The 15,828-nt window shown below is 65.9% G+C and carries 15 protein-coding genes; 11 read left to right on the top strand and 4 right to left on the bottom strand.

Translation table 11 applies throughout. The features are described 5' to 3' along the window. The coding region (gene rlmN / locus LPN03_RS12755; RefSeq protein WP_262454488.1) for a 23S rRNA (adenine(2503)-C(2))-methyltransferase RlmN at positions 1 to 1,123 on the top strand (1,123 nt) is incomplete at its 5' end. A gap of 605 nt (positions 1,124 to 1,728) precedes the next feature. On the opposite strand, the gene LPN03_RS12750 is transcribed toward rlmN, so the two are convergent. Beyond that, on the bottom strand, positions 1,729 to 2,388 hold the full coding sequence (locus tag LPN03_RS12750; protein ID WP_262454487.1) for a peptidyl-tRNA hydrolase: 660 nt from the start codon (positions 2,386 to 2,388) through the stop codon (positions 1,729 to 1,731). 156 nt (positions 2,389 to 2,544) lie between these two features. On the opposite strand from LPN03_RS12750, the gene LPN03_RS12745 reads away from it, so the two are divergent. From LPN03_RS12745 to LPN03_RS12725, 5 genes are all read left to right on the top strand, one after another. Further along, positions 2,545 to 3,570: a LacI family DNA-binding transcriptional regulator gene (locus LPN03_RS12745; protein ID WP_262454486.1), complete on the top strand. Its 1,026-nt coding sequence runs from the start codon at positions 2,545 to 2,547 to the stop codon at positions 3,568 to 3,570. Positions 3,571 to 3,583: 13 nt separating this feature from the next. Next, positions 3,584 to 4,318 (top strand): HAD family hydrolase, encoded by a 735-nt coding sequence (locus tag LPN03_RS12740; protein WP_165182613.1) that lies wholly within the window; start codon positions 3,584 to 3,586, stop codon positions 4,316 to 4,318. Between the two features lie 29 nt (positions 4,319 to 4,347). Beyond that, positions 4,348 to 6,714 (top strand): glycoside hydrolase family 65 protein, encoded by a 2,367-nt coding sequence (locus LPN03_RS12735; protein ID WP_262454485.1) that lies wholly within the window; start codon positions 4,348 to 4,350, stop codon positions 6,712 to 6,714. Between the two features lie 92 nt (positions 6,715 to 6,806). Beyond that, the gene (locus LPN03_RS12730; RefSeq protein ID WP_262454484.1) at positions 6,807 to 8,018 is read left to right on the top strand and encodes an aminotransferase class I/II-fold pyridoxal phosphate-dependent enzyme; all 1,212 of its coding nucleotides are present in this window, start codon (positions 6,807 to 6,809) and stop codon (positions 8,016 to 8,018) included. Between the two features lie 120 nt (positions 8,019 to 8,138). Next, on the top strand, positions 8,139 to 8,555 hold the full coding sequence (locus tag LPN03_RS12725) for a DUF2695 domain-containing protein (RefSeq protein ID WP_165182616.1): 417 nt from the start codon (positions 8,139 to 8,141) through the stop codon (positions 8,553 to 8,555). Positions 8,556 to 8,569: 14 nt separating this feature from the next. Here the strand turns inward: LPN03_RS12725 and LPN03_RS12720 are convergent, their stop codons facing one another. Then, on the bottom strand, positions 8,570 to 9,004 hold the full coding sequence (locus LPN03_RS12720) for an acyl-CoA thioesterase (RefSeq protein ID WP_165182617.1): 435 nt from the start codon (positions 9,002 to 9,004) through the stop codon (positions 8,570 to 8,572). Between the two features lie 147 nt (positions 9,005 to 9,151). Here LPN03_RS12720 and LPN03_RS12715 point away from each other — a divergent pair, with 147 nt between their 5' ends. Then, entirely contained in the window at positions 9,152 to 9,601 is a 450-nt protein-coding gene (locus LPN03_RS12715; RefSeq protein ID WP_165182618.1) for a hypothetical protein, read from the top strand. 179 nt (positions 9,602 to 9,780) lie between these two features. Continuing rightward, positions 9,781 to 10,551 (top strand): nuclease-related domain-containing protein, encoded by a 771-nt coding sequence (locus LPN03_RS12710; RefSeq protein WP_165182619.1) that lies wholly within the window; start codon positions 9,781 to 9,783, stop codon positions 10,549 to 10,551. A 106-nt stretch (positions 10,552 to 10,657) separates the two neighbouring features. On the opposite strand, the gene purB is transcribed toward LPN03_RS12710, so the two are convergent. Continuing rightward, positions 10,658 to 12,100, bottom strand: a complete 1,443-nt coding sequence (gene purB / locus LPN03_RS12705; RefSeq protein ID WP_165182620.1) for an adenylosuccinate lyase — start codon at positions 12,098 to 12,100, stop codon at positions 10,658 to 10,660. Positions 12,101 to 12,234: 134 nt separating this feature from the next. Here purB and LPN03_RS12700 point away from each other — a divergent pair, with 134 nt between their 5' ends. Together LPN03_RS12700 and LPN03_RS12695 are read left to right on the top strand one after the other, a co-directional pair. Beyond that, entirely contained in the window at positions 12,235 to 12,555 is a 321-nt protein-coding gene (locus tag LPN03_RS12700; protein WP_165182621.1) for a hypothetical protein, read from the top strand. Positions 12,556 to 12,561: 6 nt separating this feature from the next. Further along, positions 12,562 to 14,154, top strand: coding sequence for a hypothetical protein (locus LPN03_RS12695; protein WP_165182622.1), 1,593 nt, complete (start codon positions 12,562 to 12,564; stop codon positions 14,152 to 14,154). Positions 14,155 to 14,158: 4 nt separating this feature from the next. Here LPN03_RS12695 and LPN03_RS12690 read toward each other — a convergent pair whose 3' ends face one another. Beyond that, the gene (locus LPN03_RS12690; protein WP_410468591.1) at positions 14,159 to 14,560 is read right to left on the bottom strand and encodes a phage holin family protein; all 402 of its coding nucleotides are present in this window, start codon (positions 14,558 to 14,560) and stop codon (positions 14,159 to 14,161) included. Positions 14,561 to 14,636: 76 nt separating this feature from the next. On the opposite strand from LPN03_RS12690, the gene LPN03_RS12685 reads away from it, so the two are divergent. Next, positions 14,637 to 15,758: a histidinol-phosphate transaminase gene (locus tag LPN03_RS12685; RefSeq protein ID WP_262454482.1), complete on the top strand. Its 1,122-nt coding sequence runs from the start codon at positions 14,637 to 14,639 to the stop codon at positions 15,756 to 15,758. Positions 15,759 to 15,828 lie beyond the last annotated feature (70 nt).

The following is a 15,828-nucleotide window of genomic DNA, read 5'->3' as shown; positions in this document are numbered from 1 at the left end:
ACGCCCGCTGCTGCAGTTCAAGTCCCCGCGTGTTTCGCAGCCGCCAACCCACCTGGCGGACCTGACGCTGCCCGAACGCGAGGCGAAGTTCAAGGAGCTGGGCCTGCCGGCATTCCGCGCCAAGCAGCTCTCCGTGCACTACTTCCAGCACTTCACCACCGATCCCGAGCGCATGAGCGACCTCCCCAAGGAACGCCGCGCCGAAATTGTGGACACCATGTTCCCGAAGCTGCTGACCGAGGTCAAGCGCCTCACCACGGACAACGGCGACACCATCAAGTTCCTGTGGCGCCTCTTTGACGGCTCGCTGGTGGAGTCGGTGCTGATGCGCTACCCCGGCCGCGTCACCCTCTGCGTGTCCAGCCAGTGCGGCTGCGGCATGAACTGCCCGTTCTGCGCCACCGGACAGGCCGGGCTGACCCGCAACATGTCCACGGCGGAGATCCTGGACCAGATTGTCCAGGCCAACCGGGTCATCGCCGAGGGCGAGCTGGGCAACCTCCGCCGCGACGGCGGGCACGACGCCGAGCGCGTCACCAACATTGTCTTCATGGGCATGGGCGAGCCCCTCGCCAACTACAAGCGCGTCATGAATGCCGTGCACCGCATGGTCGCCGAGGCGCCCGAGGGCCTGGGCATGTCCGCCCGCGGCATCACGGTCTCCACCGTGGGCCTGGTCCCGGCCATCAACAAGCTGGCCCAGGAAGGCGTGGCCGTCACCTTTGCGCTGTCCCTGCACGCGCCCGACGACGAACTCCGCGACGACCTGATCCCCGTCAATGACAAGTGGAAGGTGGACGACGCCCTTGACGCCGCCTACAACTACTACAAAGTCACCGGGCGCCGCGTCTCCATTGAATACGCGTTGATCAAGGACATGAACGACCACCCCTGGCGCGCCGAGCTCCTTGCGAAGAAGCTGAACCAGCGCGGCCGCGGCTGGGTCCACGTGAACCCGATCCCGCTGAACCCGACCCCCGGCTCCATCTGGACCTCCTCCGAGCCGCACGTCATGCAGGAGTTCATCGACACGCTGATCGAGCACGGCATCCCCACCACGCTGCGCGACACGCGCGGCAAGGAGATCGACGGCGCCTGCGGCCAGCTCGCCGCTGCCGAGTAGCGCCCCCGCTGTCCCCACGTTTCCAAGGAACGACGCCGGAACCCGGGTTCCGGCGTCGTTCCTTGCTTGAGGCGTGGGTCCTCCACAGGCGTGGCCGGCCGCCCCGTCGTCCACATTTCGGTACGGGGCCATGGTGTGGGTCGCCTCCCGGCGCAATGCTTGAATTTCAGGCAAGGAGTCGGCATGAACACAGCGCAGCACATGGACGGGGCCCTTCCCGCAGCCGCCAGGCCCGCGGATCCCGTGCCCGGGGAATGCTTGGCTTGCTATATCCGCCGGCGGCTGCATGGCGGGTGCCACGGCCACGAACTGTTGGTGCGCTTCACCCTCCGGCGCCCGGGCCTGTCCCTGCCGGCGAACGTGCGCGGCTCCCCGTGCGACTGTGAAATTGTCCGCAAGATCTACGAACCATTCGTTTTCCAGATCAGGGCGGACGATGGCCGAGGCATTCCTCCCCGCCCGCTCGCCGAAGTTCGGGCCTGCCCGGGCGTGCCTTCACACTCAGCGGGTCCGTGCGGCCTGTGGGCCCCGACAATGGTCCACGCCGGGCCGCCCTGGAGCTGGTCGGTCCAATCCGAATGCCACTGCCGGGCTTGTCGCGGACCCTAGTGCCGGCCGAACTCCGTGACCACATAGGCGGTGGTGGAGCCTGGTTCGATTTCGGTGCGCCCGGCGTCCTGGATGACAGGCCCGGCCGCGCGGCGCGCGCCCTTGCGGAATTCCCGGGCGCCCGCATGAACAATGCCGACCGGGAACCCGGCATCCGCCCACGCAGCCACGGCGGGCTGTCCGGCGTCGAGCAGCCAGGCAAACAGGGCATGGGCGGCCTGCGCGGCGGCCTTCCCGGTGGACATGTCCAGCGAGCCGTTGAGCACGATGGTTAGCGGCTGGGGCGGGAGGGGTTCGCCGTCGGGCAGCCGGGTGCCGGAAACCTGGAGCTTGGCCACCAGCTTTGGCATCGTATCGGCCGGCATGGGGGGCAGGCCTGCGGCGCGGGCGGCGCCCACCTCGGCCAGGGCGTGGTCGGGGAAGGCCGCCAGCACCTTGGCGAACATTTTCGCGTCCGCCCGGCGCACGGACTTCGCGAAGGCGCCTTCCGCCCAGGCGCGCCAATCGGGGTTGTCAGGCCCCAGCAGGTACGCCCGGACCGACGCCAGGGCGGCCGCGGCAATGCCGGCATCCTGGCCCGCCGGGTCCACCCGGTCCACGAGCAAAATGATGGGCTGGACCAGCTCGCGGGGCCTGCGTTCGGTAAATTCAGTCACCCGTCAAGACTATGCCGTGGGCGCGACAGGGGTTGCGCCGGAATTCGCCGCCGGATCGTATTGACGGCGGAAAATATAAGCGCTTACAGTGGTCCTTGACGGTGCGGCATGTCCACCGGAAAACACTTTTCGGAAAGGTCTGGTCCGCATCAATTGGTGATATCCCAGCGCGCCACCATCCAGGACGTCGCCCTGCTGTCGGGGCTGTCCATTTGCACTGTTTCACGGGCCCTGAGAAATCTGCCCAACGTCTCCGAAAAATCCCAGCAGCTGGTGGCGCAGGCGGCGGAGAAACTGGGCTACAAGGCATCCTCCGCCGCGGCACGGCTGGCCGGCGGGAGCACCGGCTCCGTGGCCATTGTTGCCCCGACGGCCACCTCCTGGTTCTTCGCACAGGCCGTGGAGGCCGCCGAAGAAGTGTTTGCCGACAGCGGGTGGGACCCCCTGCTAATCAGCCTGCGCAACAAGCCAAGCGTCCGCAAGCAGCTCTTTGGCGACTTGACCGCCCTGTCCCAGCGGGTGGACGGCGTGCTGCTGCTGAACGTGGACCTCGACGCCGATGAAATTGCCGCCCTCCATGCCTCCCCGCTGGCTGTGGTCAGCGTTGGCATGAGCCACGTGCCGTGGGACAACGTGGGGATCGATGACGAGCAGGCTGCCTGGACAGCCACCGGCCACCTGTTGGACCTGGGGCACTGGGACCTGGCCGTGCTCACGGGCCACGAAATGTCCGGGACGTCAGTGTGTTCCTCCCGGGACCGGCTGGCCGGATTCCACCGCGCCCTGGACTCCCATGACCTCACTGTCCACCCCGACCTGGTGGTGGCGGCCGGCTCCACCATTGAAGGCGGGCGCCGTGCCATGACGGAAATCCTGGCCAACCGTTCGCTGCCCACGGCGGTGTTCGCGGCCTGCGATGAGGCCGCGTTTGGCGCGCTCATGGCGCTGCGGGAGCACGGAAAGTCTGCGCCCCGGGACGTATCCGTGGTGGGCCTGGACGACCACCCCATGAGCTGGTTCATGGGGCTGAGCACTGTGGCCCAGCCCGTGGCAGACCAGGGCGCCTTCGCCGCCAACCTGATGTGTGAAAGGCTTCAGGATCCCCTCGTCCCGACTGAAGGGTCCCGGCATATGCTGGGAGTGAAGCTCATTGAACGCAAGACCACCCGCCGCAAGCGCTGAAGGAGCCGGAACCATGACTGAAAACACCAAACGCGACTGGACCACCGCCACTGCCCTTCTCTTTGACCTCGACGGCGTGCTGACCCCCACCGCCCTGGTCCACGAACTGGCGTGGCAGCAGCTCTTTGACGGCTATCTGGCACAGACGGGGCACCGCGGCTACAGCGGCAACGACTACTTCGACTTCATCGACGGCAAACCGCGCTTTGACGGCGTCCGGGACTTCCTAGCCTCGCGCGGGATCACCCTGCCGGAGGGGCCCCTGGACGACGACCCGGCCCACGACACCGTCCACGGGCTGGGCAACCGCAAGAACCTTGTGTTCAACTCCATCATCGCCTCCGACGGCGTGGCGCCCTACCCGGGGTCGGTGAGGTTCGTGGAAGCCGCACTGGCCCGCGGACTCAAGCTCGCCGTCGTCTCTTCCTCGCGGAACGCGCCCGCCGTGCTGAAGGCCGCCGGGCTCGACGGCGACTTCCCCGTGGTGGTGGACGGGCAGGTCGCGGCCAGGCACGGGCTGCCAGGCAAGCCGGACCACGCCACGTTCACGTACGCGGCGGAACTGCTGGGCGTGCCCACGCGCGACTGCATCGTGGTGGAGGACGCCGTCTCCGGCGTGCAGGCCGGCAGCTCGGGTGACTTCCGCGCCGTGATCGGCGTGGACCGCGGCGCCGGCCACCAGACACTGCTCGACGCCGGCGCCACCTTCGTGGTGGACGACCTCTCCGAGCTCCTCCCGACACCCTGACCGCAGCTTTTTCGAAGGAAAACCATCCCATGGCATTGATCAGCTCAGACCGCCGCCGCTTCCCCTGCGATCCGTGGAAGCTGGTGGAGGCGTCCCACAACCCCGACGACGACGGCACCATGGAAACGCTTATGGCGCTCGGCAACGGCCACCTGGGCATCCGCGGCTCGTACACCCTGGGCGGAAGCGGCGTGCTCCCCGGCACCTTCATCAACGGCTTTTATGAAACGTGGGACATCAAGCACGCCGAGAACGCCTACGGCTTTGCCCGCACGGGGCAGCGGATTGTCTACGTCCCCGACGCCAGCAACTTCACCGTCAGCATTGACGGCGAGCAGCTGTCGCTGGCGGAATCCGCGGTGCTGGAATACCGGCGCAGCATTGACTTTGCCACGGGCATTTACGAATGCGCCGTCACCTGGGCGGCCCGCTCCGGGGCAACGGTGAAGACCAGGGTGCGCCGCGCCGTCGGCTTTGAGGCGCGCGGGCTGCTCGGCATTGACCTGGTGATTTCCGCGGACCGGGAGGTGTACGCGGACGTGGTGTCCGCCGTCGTCGACCGCCAGGACCAGCCTGCCAGCGACCAGGCCCTCAACGACCCGCGCCGCCCCGGCCGGCATGCCGACAGGATCCTGCAGCCGCTGTCCCTGGAAGGCGCAGACGGGACCCTGAACCTGGCGTGGGAGACGGCGGCGTCACACCAGCGCGTGGCCGTGGCGGTGGAACACCAGATCAACTCCGACGTCCAGCCCTTTGAAACCGTGGTGGCGCCGGACGAATCCACCGTCCGCTACGTCCTGGCCATTGAGCAGGGCGAAACGTTCCGGCTGGCAAAAAGCGTCAGCTACGCCGTTGCCGGGGAGAGTGCTGCCGAGGACCGCGGCGAGGAACTGGCGGCAACCGCAGCCGCGGCGCTCATCAGCGTTGACGACATCTTCGCCGACAGCACGGCCCACTACCGGCAGTATTGGGACACTGCCGACATTGTCATTGGCGGCGAGCCCGAACTGCAGCAGGCTGTCCGCTGGAACCTGTTCCAACTGGCGCAGGCCACCTCGCGGGCTGGCGTCTCCGGCATCCCCGCCAAGGGCGTCACCGGTTCCGGCTATGAGGGGCACTACTTCTGGGACCAGGAAATCTACCTCCTGCCGTACCTGACTTACACCAATCCGCAGGCTGCGCGCCAGGTGCTTGAATCCCGCCACCAGATGCTGCCCACCGCCCGGCGGCGCGCCGCCGAGCTCAGCGTGGACGGCGCCCTTTTTGCGTGGCGGACCATCAACGGGCTGGAGGCCAGCGCCTACTATGCGGCCGGCACCGCACAGTTCCACATTGCCTCCGCCATTGCCTTTGCCGCGAACCGCTACGAATGGGCCACCGAGGACCCCACCTTCCAGCAGGAGATTGGCGACGACCTGCTCATTGAGACGGCGCGCATGTGGGTGTCGCTGGGCTTCTTCGGCAAGGACGGCATGTTCCACATCCATGGCGTGACCGGCCCGGATGAATACACGGCCGTGGTCAATGACAACCTCTACACGAACGTCATGGCCCGCTTCAACCTGCGCAAGGCGGCCGCCGTCAAGGGCCGCCCGGACGTCACGGAGCGCGAGCAGCAGGTGTGGGCGCAGGCCGCCGCGCGCATGGCCCTGCCGTACGATTCCCACCTGGGCGTTTTCAGCCAGGACGCCGACTTCATGACCCTGGAGCCGTGGGACTGGGCCACGCCGCGGGAGAAGTACCCGCTGCTGCTGCACTTCCACCCGCTGGTCATCTACCGCCACCAGGTCCTCAAGCAGGCGGACACCGTGCTGGCCATGTTCCTGCAGTGGCAGGACTTCACGGCAGAGGAAAAGCAGCGCGCCTTTGACTTCTACGACCCCATCACCACGGGCGACTCCACCCTGTCCGCGTGTGTGCAGGGCATCATGGCAGCCGAGGTGGGCTACGGCCACACCGCGCTGAAGCACTTCACCGACGCCGTGTTCATCGACCTGGACAACACCCATGCCAACACGATTGACGGGGTGCACATCGCCTCCGCAGGGGGGATCTGGAGTTCGCTGGTGTGCGGCTTCGCCGGCATGCGCGACCAGGCCGACATGCTCCACTTCGACCCCCGCCTGCCTGCCGGCTGGGACAGCCTGTCCTTCAAGCTGACGGTCCGCGGCGTGCTGCTCTCCGTGGTGCTGGTCCAGGACTCCATCACCTTCAGCCTTGCCGGAGGGCACGACGCCGGCCCGCTCACCGTCGCCGTGCGCGGCACCACCGTCGAACTCATCCCGGGCGACGACGCCAAGGTGGCCCTTGAACCGGCACCTGTGGCCTCGCCGTCGATCTTCCCCAGCGCCTTCCCGACGACAGGAATCCCGATTATCGGCAAGGGGCTCTCCTAAGGAGCGCCGTGGCGTCCATGTGGCACGCTTGAGGGGGCGGCATCGCTTTCGTTTGGCCGCCGCATGCCGCCGTCGAACGCCAGGAGCCTGCCATGAACCGTCCGCTGACCGTTGCCGCACGGGCCAAGGTCCCGCCGTTCCAGGTCATGGACATCCTGTCCCGCGTGGCCGAGCTCCGGGCCGCGGGCAGGGACGTCATCTCACTGTGCGCGGGGGAACCAGGCGGGGGAGCGCCGTCGGACGTCTCTGCGGCGGCCGCGGCGGTTCATGCCGCGGGCACACCCTTGACGTATACGCCCGCCCTCGGCATCGCGGAGCTCCGGGACGCCATCGCCGGGCACTATCGGCGCTGGTACGGCCTGGACATCCCGGCCCGCAACGTGGCCGTGACCACGGGATCCTCCGGCTCGTTCCTGCTGACATTCCTCTCTGCCTTCAACGCCGGCGACCGCGTGGCACTGGCCCGCCCCGGCTACCCCGCCTACAAGAACATCCTTAGGGCCCTGGGCATCGAGGTCATTGAGCTGGACTGCGGCCCTGAATCCAGGTTCCAGCCCACCCCGGAATTGCTCGACGCCGCGGCCAGGGCACACGGTCCGCTCGCCGGGCTCATGCTCGCCTCACCCGCCAACCCCACCGGCACCATGGTCTCGCGGCCCGAGCTGTCGAAACTGGCCGCCTGGTGCGCGGACCACTCTGCCCGGCTCATCAGCGACGAAATCTACCACGGCATCACCTACCCGGAACCGGGTGCACCCGACCCCCGCGGCGTCTGCGCCTGGGAGCTGGACCGGACATCCGTGGTGATCTCCAGCTTTTCTAAGTACTGGGGAATGACGGGGTGGCGGCTTGGTTGGGCCATCGTCCCGGACGACCTCAAAGACGTAGTTGATGCGCTCGCCGGCAATGTGGCGCTGTGCCCGCCGGCTCCTGCCCAGCTGGCGGCCGTCCAGGCTTTCACCGGGCAGTCTTATGCCGAGGCGGAGCGGGCCGTTGCGGAGTTTGCACGCACCCGGGACTACCTGCTGGCGAACATGGGGCGGCTGGGCTGGGTCGACGTGGCGCCCGCCGACGGCGCGTTCTACCTTTACGCCGGCCTCGGTTCCGCGATGGACGGCTTCGCCAGTTCCCTCGACTATTGTTCGGCCGTCCTGGAGTCCGCCGGGGTTGCCGTGGTGCCGGGCCCGGACTTTGATTCCGTGGGCGGGCGGGGGGCTGTGCGGCTGAGTTTTGCCGCCGGGTACGACGCCGTCCGCGAGGGTTTTGAGCGGATCGTTGCGTTCCAGGAGGCGCGGGTCAGGTGACGTGTGGGCCCCTCGGCCCTGCACAGGCGGGGCCAGGGGAGCCCTTGTCCACAATTTCCCTGGGGTGCCTGTTGGAGGGCCATGGTGCGGGCAATTATTGGTCCATGGAAAGGAATACCCATGGAATCTGAATTGCCGATCGAAGTGCAGCGTGAACTTGCCGAGCTTGGCGTCGACCTGACGCGCATCCTCGAGAATGAATGCTTATTTTGTTATGTGTATCGAATGGTGGAACTCCACGGCTGCTTCAGCTTCCAGTGGGCCCAGCAATATTTGGACATCCGGGCGCCCCGGTCGCGGGGGACACTGCGAAAGCTGGAAGCCTGCGGAGGATTTTGTGACTGCGAAATCATCATGAATGTTGTCAGCGCCAACGAGCCCCTCTGGAACGTTCAGGACTATGGGGACGACTTCGACGGCTTTGGGATGTCGGAGCCGGAGGACAAGCCACCGTGCCACGGAGTCGGCACAGGCTCCGTCAGCCCCTGTGCACTGTGGGACGGCAGGGGGGCCTTCCGGAGGGGAAGTTACCACTAACCGGCCGGGCGGCTTCAGTCTTGGGGATGGAACTGCTCCAGGTGCTTGGTGGGCACCCTGTCACGATCGTACGTGATGGTGTCATAGCCGTGCGGGGCGGGCTTGCCATCCGCCCCGAGGTTCACGAAGACGATCTTTTCGATGGTCAGGATGGACTCGCGGGTAAACATGTTGCGCACTTCGGCGCGCATGGTCAGTGAGGTCCGGCCAAAATGGGTGGCCGTGAGGCCCATCTCGATGAGGTCGCCCTGCACGGCAGAGGAGACAAAGTTGATCTCCGACATGTACTTCGTCACGGCCAGGCCGTTGCCCAGCTGGACGATCGCATAGATTGCCGCTTCCTCGTCAATCCAGCGGAGCAGGCTCCCGCCAAAAAGGGTGCCATTGGCGTTGAGGTCCTCGGGACGGACCCATTTGCGGGTGTGAAACGTAATATCGCCGTTGCTCATGAGCTGAATTTACCGTTGAAACCGGTGAAGACAGGCATTGAGTCCTCCACTGGCGGGGCTGGCTGGCACCTTTCCCACAATTTTGGATGGGTCCCTTTTGCCATGCTCCCCGGGTTGGGAGGGTGGAATTGTCGAAATGAAAAGTCCATGGAAGACAACTACGGGCCGGGCGCTGTTGGGCCAGGTGGAACAGATAATGAAGTGGCGCAGGTGTTCAGGGAATTGACCGGCACCTTCATGGTTCCCCACCCCAACGAGTGCCTGATCTGCTTTCTCATGCGGGGCATGTCCTTGTTGAAGCAGTCCGGCTTTGAAATGACAGCCATCTATCAGAAGTTCAACGCACCGAGGGCCACGCAACTACACCGGCGGCTCCTGGGGATGGGGGTGTACGGTGACTGCCACCTTCTTCAGCGCGGCGTGACGTTCAATGCGGCCGTCTGGGAACCGGACTGCTGCCCGGATTGCGGCCTACCCTATGCTGCGCCGAACTGCTTGGAAGTCCGGCACGGTTCCACCCAGCCGTGCAAATTGTGGCGGTGGCGCCGGGACGTGGAGCGCGAGAGGTTCAATGCCCTGTGGGACGGCCGGTATTGACGCAACGGGAGGCGCTGGCCGTCCCGCTCCGGGTGCCGTAGGGTCATGGAACCAGGCGGACCAAGCCATGACACTGCAGTCGGGCATTTTTCCCGCCGGGCAGGGGAAATCAATTGGCACCCAGCGTCGAAGGCGAATCAGGCAGCGGCCGGCCAGGGCCAGGAGACCTGCGGGACAGGATGCCCGCACAGTCAGTCATCGCCGAACTGTTGGATGGGCAGTCGCTTGTTCCGCCCCGCGGTTTCATGCGGCGCCTTTTTGGGGTCGACCCGCTGTCCCGGGAAACGAAATCCTGGTACCGGGGCGCCCTGGGCGAGCTCGAAGTGGCGCGCGTCCTGGCCGGATTGGGTCCGGAATACACGGTGCTGCATGCTGTTCCGGTGGGCGCGGGAACGTCGGACATCGACCACATAGTTATTGGCCCGACCGGTGTCTTCACGGTGAACACAAAGAACCACTCCGGGAAAAAGGTTTGGGTTGCGGGCCGGACACTCATGGTCAGCGGCGCCAGGCAGCCCCACATCCGCGATTCCGTGTTTGAGGCAAAGCGGGCAGCCAAGCTCCTCAGCCAGGCAATCGGACAGCCCGTGGCAGTGACGCCTCTCATAGTGGTGGTTGACCCAGCCGAGCTAAATGTGAAGGAAAAACCTGATGGGGTGGAAGTGCTCTCCAGCCGCAGCTTGCTGCGATGGTTCAGCCGGGGGCCCCGGCTCCTTTCAGCCGGGGAGGCACAAGGGATTGCGGCGGCGGCTTGCCGTCCCGGCCTTTGGCACCGTGATTCTCCGGATGACGGCGACCCAGTGGCGTTGATGGCCCGCTTCGAAACGCTGCGCCGTGCCGTCCGGAGCGCCTACCGGCGACGGATCGGGTGGGCGTTTGCGATGCTGGCCGGCCTCTTTGTTTCCATACTGGCCGCGTACCAGGTGTATCTTGGCCTGCTGGTCCGTTAGCGCTCGCAGCAGCCTAAATTATTGAATCCACGTTTCCCGAACCGGCACTTAACGGGGATGTTGGGCCGCAACACACCCGTTAAGTGCCCGTTCGGGGAGGGAGTGGCTACTTCGCCAGGTGGTCCACCAGAGATTCGGCAATGCCGATGTACTTGCCCGGCGTGAGTGCCAGCAGGCGTTCCTGGGCGCCGTCGGACAGGCCCAGGCCGGAAACGAACTCCTGCATGCGGGCGGCGTCCACGCGGTGGCCGCGGGTGAGGTCCTTGAGTCGCTCATAAGGGTCCTCCATGCCGGGGACCCCGGCGATGGCCTCCGCGCGCATCACCATCTGGACGGCCTCGGCGAGCACCTCCCAATTGTGGTCAAGGTCGTTGGCCAGCACGGCTTCCGCAGTGTCGAGCCGGCCCAAGCCGCCAAGGACGTTGCTGATGGCAAGCAGCGAGTGGCCGAAGGCGACGCCGATGTTGCGCTGGCTCGAGGAGTCGGTGAGGTCCCGCTGCCAGCGGCTGGTGACGAGCGTGGCGCCCAAGGTGTCGAGCAGGGCGTTGGAGATCTCCAGGTTCGCCTCGGCATTTTCAAAGCGGATCGGGTTCACCTTGTGCGGCATGGTGGAGGAGCCGGTGGCGCCGGGCACCGGGATCTGCGCGAAGTAGCCGATGGAGATGTAGCTCCACACATCCGTGCACAGGTTGTGCAGGATCCGGTTGAAGCGCGCCACATCGGCGTAGAGCTCGGCCTGCCAGTCGTGGGACTCGATCTGGGTGGTCAGGGGGTTCCAGGTCAGGCCCAGGCCCTCGACGAAGTTCCGGGCCACGTCCTGCCAGTTGGCTTCCGGCACGGACGCATAATGCGCGGCGTAGGTGCCGGTGGCCCCGTTGATCTTGCCCAGGTATTCAGTTTTGGCGATGCGGTCCAGCTGGCGGGTCAGGCGGTGTGCCGTGACTGCCAGTTCCTTGCCCAGCGTGGTGGGCGTGGCGGGCTGGCCGTGCGTGCGGGACAACATCGGGACGGCGCGGTTTTCCTCGGCCATCTCCGCGATCTTGGCGACCAAGGTACGGGCTGCGGGCAGCCAGACGTCCTCCACGGCACCCTTGACGCCCACGGCGTAGGAGAGGTTGTTGATGTCTTCGCTGGTGCAGCCGAAGTGGACCAGCGGCTTCAGGCGCTCCAGGCCGAGGGCGGCCAGGCGCTTGCCAATGAAGTACTCCACGGCCTTGACGTCATGGACAGTGACTTTTTCAAGGTCTGCCAGTTCCTTCACCGATGAGGTGTCAAACTCGGTGACAATTTTGCGCAGCCCGGCCTGTTGCTCCGCCGTCAACGGTCCCGTGCCGGGCAACACGGCATTGTCGCTGAGGTGAATGAACCACTCAACTTCCACGCCCACGCGGTCGCGGTTGAGCGCCGCTTCGGAAAGGTAGTCGACCAGCGGCGCCACGGCGCCCGAGTATCGGCCGTCAAGGGGCCCCAAGGCAACGTGCTCGGAGGAAGCGGCCAGGGACAGGCGGCCGGAAGGGATGCGGGTGGTGGCAGGTGCGGTCTCAGACATGTCCCGATTCTTTCATGAACCGCCGTTTCCTCCACAGCGGGGGTGGCGCCCGGACTTGTTCACATTTGGACAAGAAGCCCTGGCGGGGAGGTTTGCTGGTCCTTAGGGTCGAAATGTAAAGGATGGTGGGGGCGGTGAACACAGGACAGAACGGGCCGGCACAGTGCACCGGGCCCGCGGCGAATTGGCTTGTCGGCTCGTCACTGGCGGACGTCCAGTCGTTGGCTGGCAGGCTGGCGCTGCTTGCGGAGGAAGTTGACGGCGCAAGTTCAAGGTTGCAGGGAGCGGCCTCGCTTGAATGGCAGTCCATGGCCGCCGAGGCCTTCAGATCGGAATGCCAGTCGAAAATGGGTGAGCTCAGCACGGTGTCCGCACAAGTCAGGGAGGCCTCGGCAGCCGTGGCCGCCTACGCGAGGATGCTGGGAACAATGGCCGCAGCGGGGATGGGTGGTTGAGGCGGCATGGGCGACAACAATGGGCCGGACACCACGTTCACCATCACCGGCGGCCCCGGGCGAATTCAGTACACGGTCTCCGCGATTGAAGCAACAAGCCGCGGAATTTCCCTGGTGGGCCAGGAACTTCACGAGATTGCCCTGACGCTGGAGGCGGAGTCCCGCTGGCTTGCCAGCGTATCGGAAAGCCTGGTGGCAACCTCGCCCGCGGGCAGGTATGCGTCACCCTTTCACGCAACCCCTGCCCTGGACGCCATCACCTCCGCCAGGCGTTCGGCCGGAAATGCCGGGGAAAGTGTGGAAGAACTTGCACGCCACGCGGCTGCGGCAGCGGAGCGCTACGTGGCCACCGAGGGATCCGTGGCGTCCATGGAAACGGCCAAGCGGATGCAGGCACTCAGGGACGGAAGCCAGGCCTGGGCGTGGGGCCCGCTGGCCCCGGTAGTGGCGGGCGGCCAGGCGTGGAAAACGTTGCATGACGGAAGCAGGGACGGCATGCGGGACAAGGTCGAGGACATGCTCAACGACGGGCCGGCCTACCTTGCCGGATTGTTGGGGCCGGGAGTGGCGGTGCCCTACCTGCTGGGCCATTGGAACGCCAAGGGCAGGGAAGGCAACGGCGTGGTACCGGCAATCATCGCTCGGAAGCTCTTCGACTGGGCAGGGGCCGACAGGCCCGGCCACCTGGTGATGCACCAGGTTCCTTCGGGGGAGTGGGGTGATGAGCCAGAGTCCTGGGGGCCGCCGGGCCGCGCCATGCCCGACGCGTACGACGGCGTCGCCGGTGAGGTGGCCGCCACCTTCGAGTCGATGCTCGCCGGGAGCAGGGGCGCCTACTCCTATCCGCCCGGGTCCATAGTGGTACTTCAGCTTGACCGCCCGGACGGGACCCGCGCCTGGATCGTGCACCTGCCCGGGACGGAGGACTGGTCCACGCCGGACAGCAGCAACCCTTGGGACCTAGAAGGCGACCTGGAAGCCATGACCGCCGAACAGAGGAACCTTTTTGTCCAGAAAAAGATCCTGATTCAGGAACTCATCGAAGGGGCGCTGGCAGACGCCGGCGCCTTGCCCACCGACGAGGTGATGATGACCGGGCACAGCGGTGGCGGCATCCACGCGGCCTCGGCGGCCTCGGATCCGGCGTTCCTGGCCAAGGTCAACGTCACCATGGTTGTCATGGCCGGTTCCCCCGGCGCGAACCACCGGGTGGCCCCGGGAATTGATGTCCTGGACATCGAAAACGACGGCGATGTGGTGACAGCCGCAGACTACGGTCCACCGCCCGACACCCCGAACTGGGTCACCGTGACCACCCACCGGCCCGGTCCCCAAGGCGGGGTGGGCGGGGCGCACAGCGTTGACAAGTACGTAGACGACGCCGGGGAACTGGACCGCAGCGCGGACCCGGGGATCGGACGGCTGCGGGACAAGCTCAACCTGTTCCTGATGCCCGGGTTGCCCGGAGGGCCCGTGAAAGTGAGGAAGCTGGTGTACCAAGGCACTGATGTGGACGATCCAAGGCCCAAACCGCCGCCCCCACCGCCGGGACCGCCGCCACCGCCAGCGAAGGAGGGGCGCGGTGCCGGAGGGAGGTGAGTGGCTACCGGCGGTTGTCCGACTTGGTCAGCCCGCTCATCAGCATCGAGACGATGCTGATGACCACAGCGGCAAGAATTGCCGTCCAGAAGAAGCTGTCAATGGTGAAGTGGACGGGGGTGTATGAGCTCAGCCATGCCGTCAGCCACAGCATGGCGGCGTTGATGACTATGGTGAACAAGCCGAGGGTCAGGATGGTGACGGGGAGCGAAAACACTTTCACAATCGGCTTCACCAGTGCGTTGACCACGCCAAAGACCAGGCCGATGAACAGGTAGGCAAGGGCAGTGTTGAGCGTGGCATTAGACGTTTCAAGCCCGCCGTTCCCCGTGGTGGTGACGGAAATTCCGGGCAGGATCCAGCCGGCAATCCACAGGGCCACCGCATTGACAAGGACTCGAACCACTATTTTCCTCAGGGGGACATGCTTTCACAGTCCCCTTGCGGCACGCTGGCAGCATCCCTGTCTTAAGCTTGGGACTATGACTTCCATTTCCGCATCCCAGCAGTCCGGCGCGCACCCGCGCCCCGTCGTGGGCCGGTTGCCCAAGTACGCGGCGGGCAAGCCGCCCGTGGCCATTCCGGGGCTGGATAGCTTCAAGCTGTCCTCCAACGAGAACCCACTGGGCCCGGTCCCGGCAGTCCTGGAACTTTTGCACGGAACGTTGGAGGTGCACCGGTACCCCGACACGAGCTGCACGGCCCTGCGCAACGCCTTGGCTGAATTCCTGGAAGTGCCCGCCGACGACGTTGTCACGGGTGCCGGCTCACTCGGCGCCTTGAACCAGATTCTGGCCGCGTTTGCAGGACAGAACGACGACGGCTCCCAGGACGAGGTTGTCTACGCCTGGCGCTCCTTTGAGGCCTACCCCATTTGCGTGGGCCTGGCCGGGGCAAAGAGCATCCAGGTTCCCGTCACGGCGGACGGACGCCACGACCTTGCCGCGATGGCTGCCGCGGTCACCGACCGGACCAAGGTGGTGCTGCTCTGCACGCCCAACAATCCCACCGGCCCGGCCCTTGGCGCGTCGGAAACTGAAGACTTCATCCGCGCTGTACCTTCCGACGTGGTGGTTGTCATCGACGAGGCCTACCAGGAGTTTGTCCGCCAGGACGGCGTGGTGGACGGCATCGCCACGTACCGCAAGTACCCCAACGTGGTGGTGCTGCGGACGTTCTCCAAGGCGCACGGCCTGGCCGGCTTGAGGGTGGGCTATTCCGTCTCCCACCCGGAACTCACCCAATACCTCCGCCTGGCGGCCACCCCGTTTGCCGTCTCCGGGATCGCGGAGCAGGCGGCCGTGGCATCACTTGAAAACTACGCCCAGGTTGTGGAAAGGGTACAAAGCCTGGTGGATGAACGAGACCGGGTCACCGCGGGTCTCAAGGAGCTGGGATGGGATTTTCCGGAGGCCCAGGGGAACTTTGTGTGGCTGGCGCTGGGTGCCAATACGCCAGACTTTGCCGCCGTCGCCGCCAGCCACGGCCTGTCTGTGCGGGCCTTCGGCGAAGAGGGAGTGCGCGTGAGCATCGGAGAGGTTGAGGCCAATACCCGTTTTCTCCAGATCTGTGCGGCCTATACAAAAGCGCCACGTCGTTCCTAGCGATTAACAAACCGCGCAAATCGGCACCGTGCGGATACAGTGGTAAATCGAAAATGGAAATATATGCACT

This window comes from Arthrobacter sp. A2-55, assembly GCF_025548615.1.
Lineage (GTDB): Bacteria > Actinomycetota > Actinomycetes > Actinomycetales > Micrococcaceae > Specibacter > Specibacter silviterrae.
Note: the sequence above shows the minus strand (reverse complement) of the source record. Positions and strands in the feature narration are given on the sequence as shown.

Bases quoted from the DNA above. Each gene is read 5' to 3' on its own strand.
- LPN03_RS12740 (WP_165182613.1), top strand. From the start codon at position 3,584: ATGACTGAAAACACCAAACGCGACTGGACCACCGCCACTGCCCTTCTC.
- LPN03_RS12735 (WP_262454485.1), top strand. From the start codon at position 4,348: ATGGCATTGATCAGCTCAGACCGCCGCCGCTTCCCCTGCGATCCGTGG.
- LPN03_RS12730 (WP_262454484.1), top strand. From the start codon at position 6,807: ATGAACCGTCCGCTGACCGTTGCCGCACGGGCCAAGGTCCCGCCGTTC.
- LPN03_RS12725 (WP_165182616.1), top strand. From the start codon at position 8,139: ATGGAATCTGAATTGCCGATCGAAGTGCAGCGTGAACTTGCCGAGCTT.
- LPN03_RS12720 (WP_165182617.1), bottom strand. From the start codon at position 9,004: ATGAGCAACGGCGATATTACGTTTCACACCCGCAAATGGGTCCGTCCC.
- LPN03_RS12715 (WP_165182618.1), top strand. From the start codon at position 9,152: ATGGAAGACAACTACGGGCCGGGCGCTGTTGGGCCAGGTGGAACAGAT.
- LPN03_RS12710 (WP_165182619.1), top strand. From the start codon at position 9,781: ATGCCCGCACAGTCAGTCATCGCCGAACTGTTGGATGGGCAGTCGCTT.
- purB (WP_165182620.1), bottom strand. From the start codon at position 12,100: ATGTCTGAGACCGCACCTGCCACCACCCGCATCCCTTCCGGCCGCCTG.
- LPN03_RS12695 (WP_165182622.1), top strand. From the start codon at position 12,562: ATGGGCGACAACAATGGGCCGGACACCACGTTCACCATCACCGGCGGC.
- LPN03_RS12685 (WP_262454482.1), top strand. From the start codon at position 14,637: ATGACTTCCATTTCCGCATCCCAGCAGTCCGGCGCGCACCCGCGCCCC.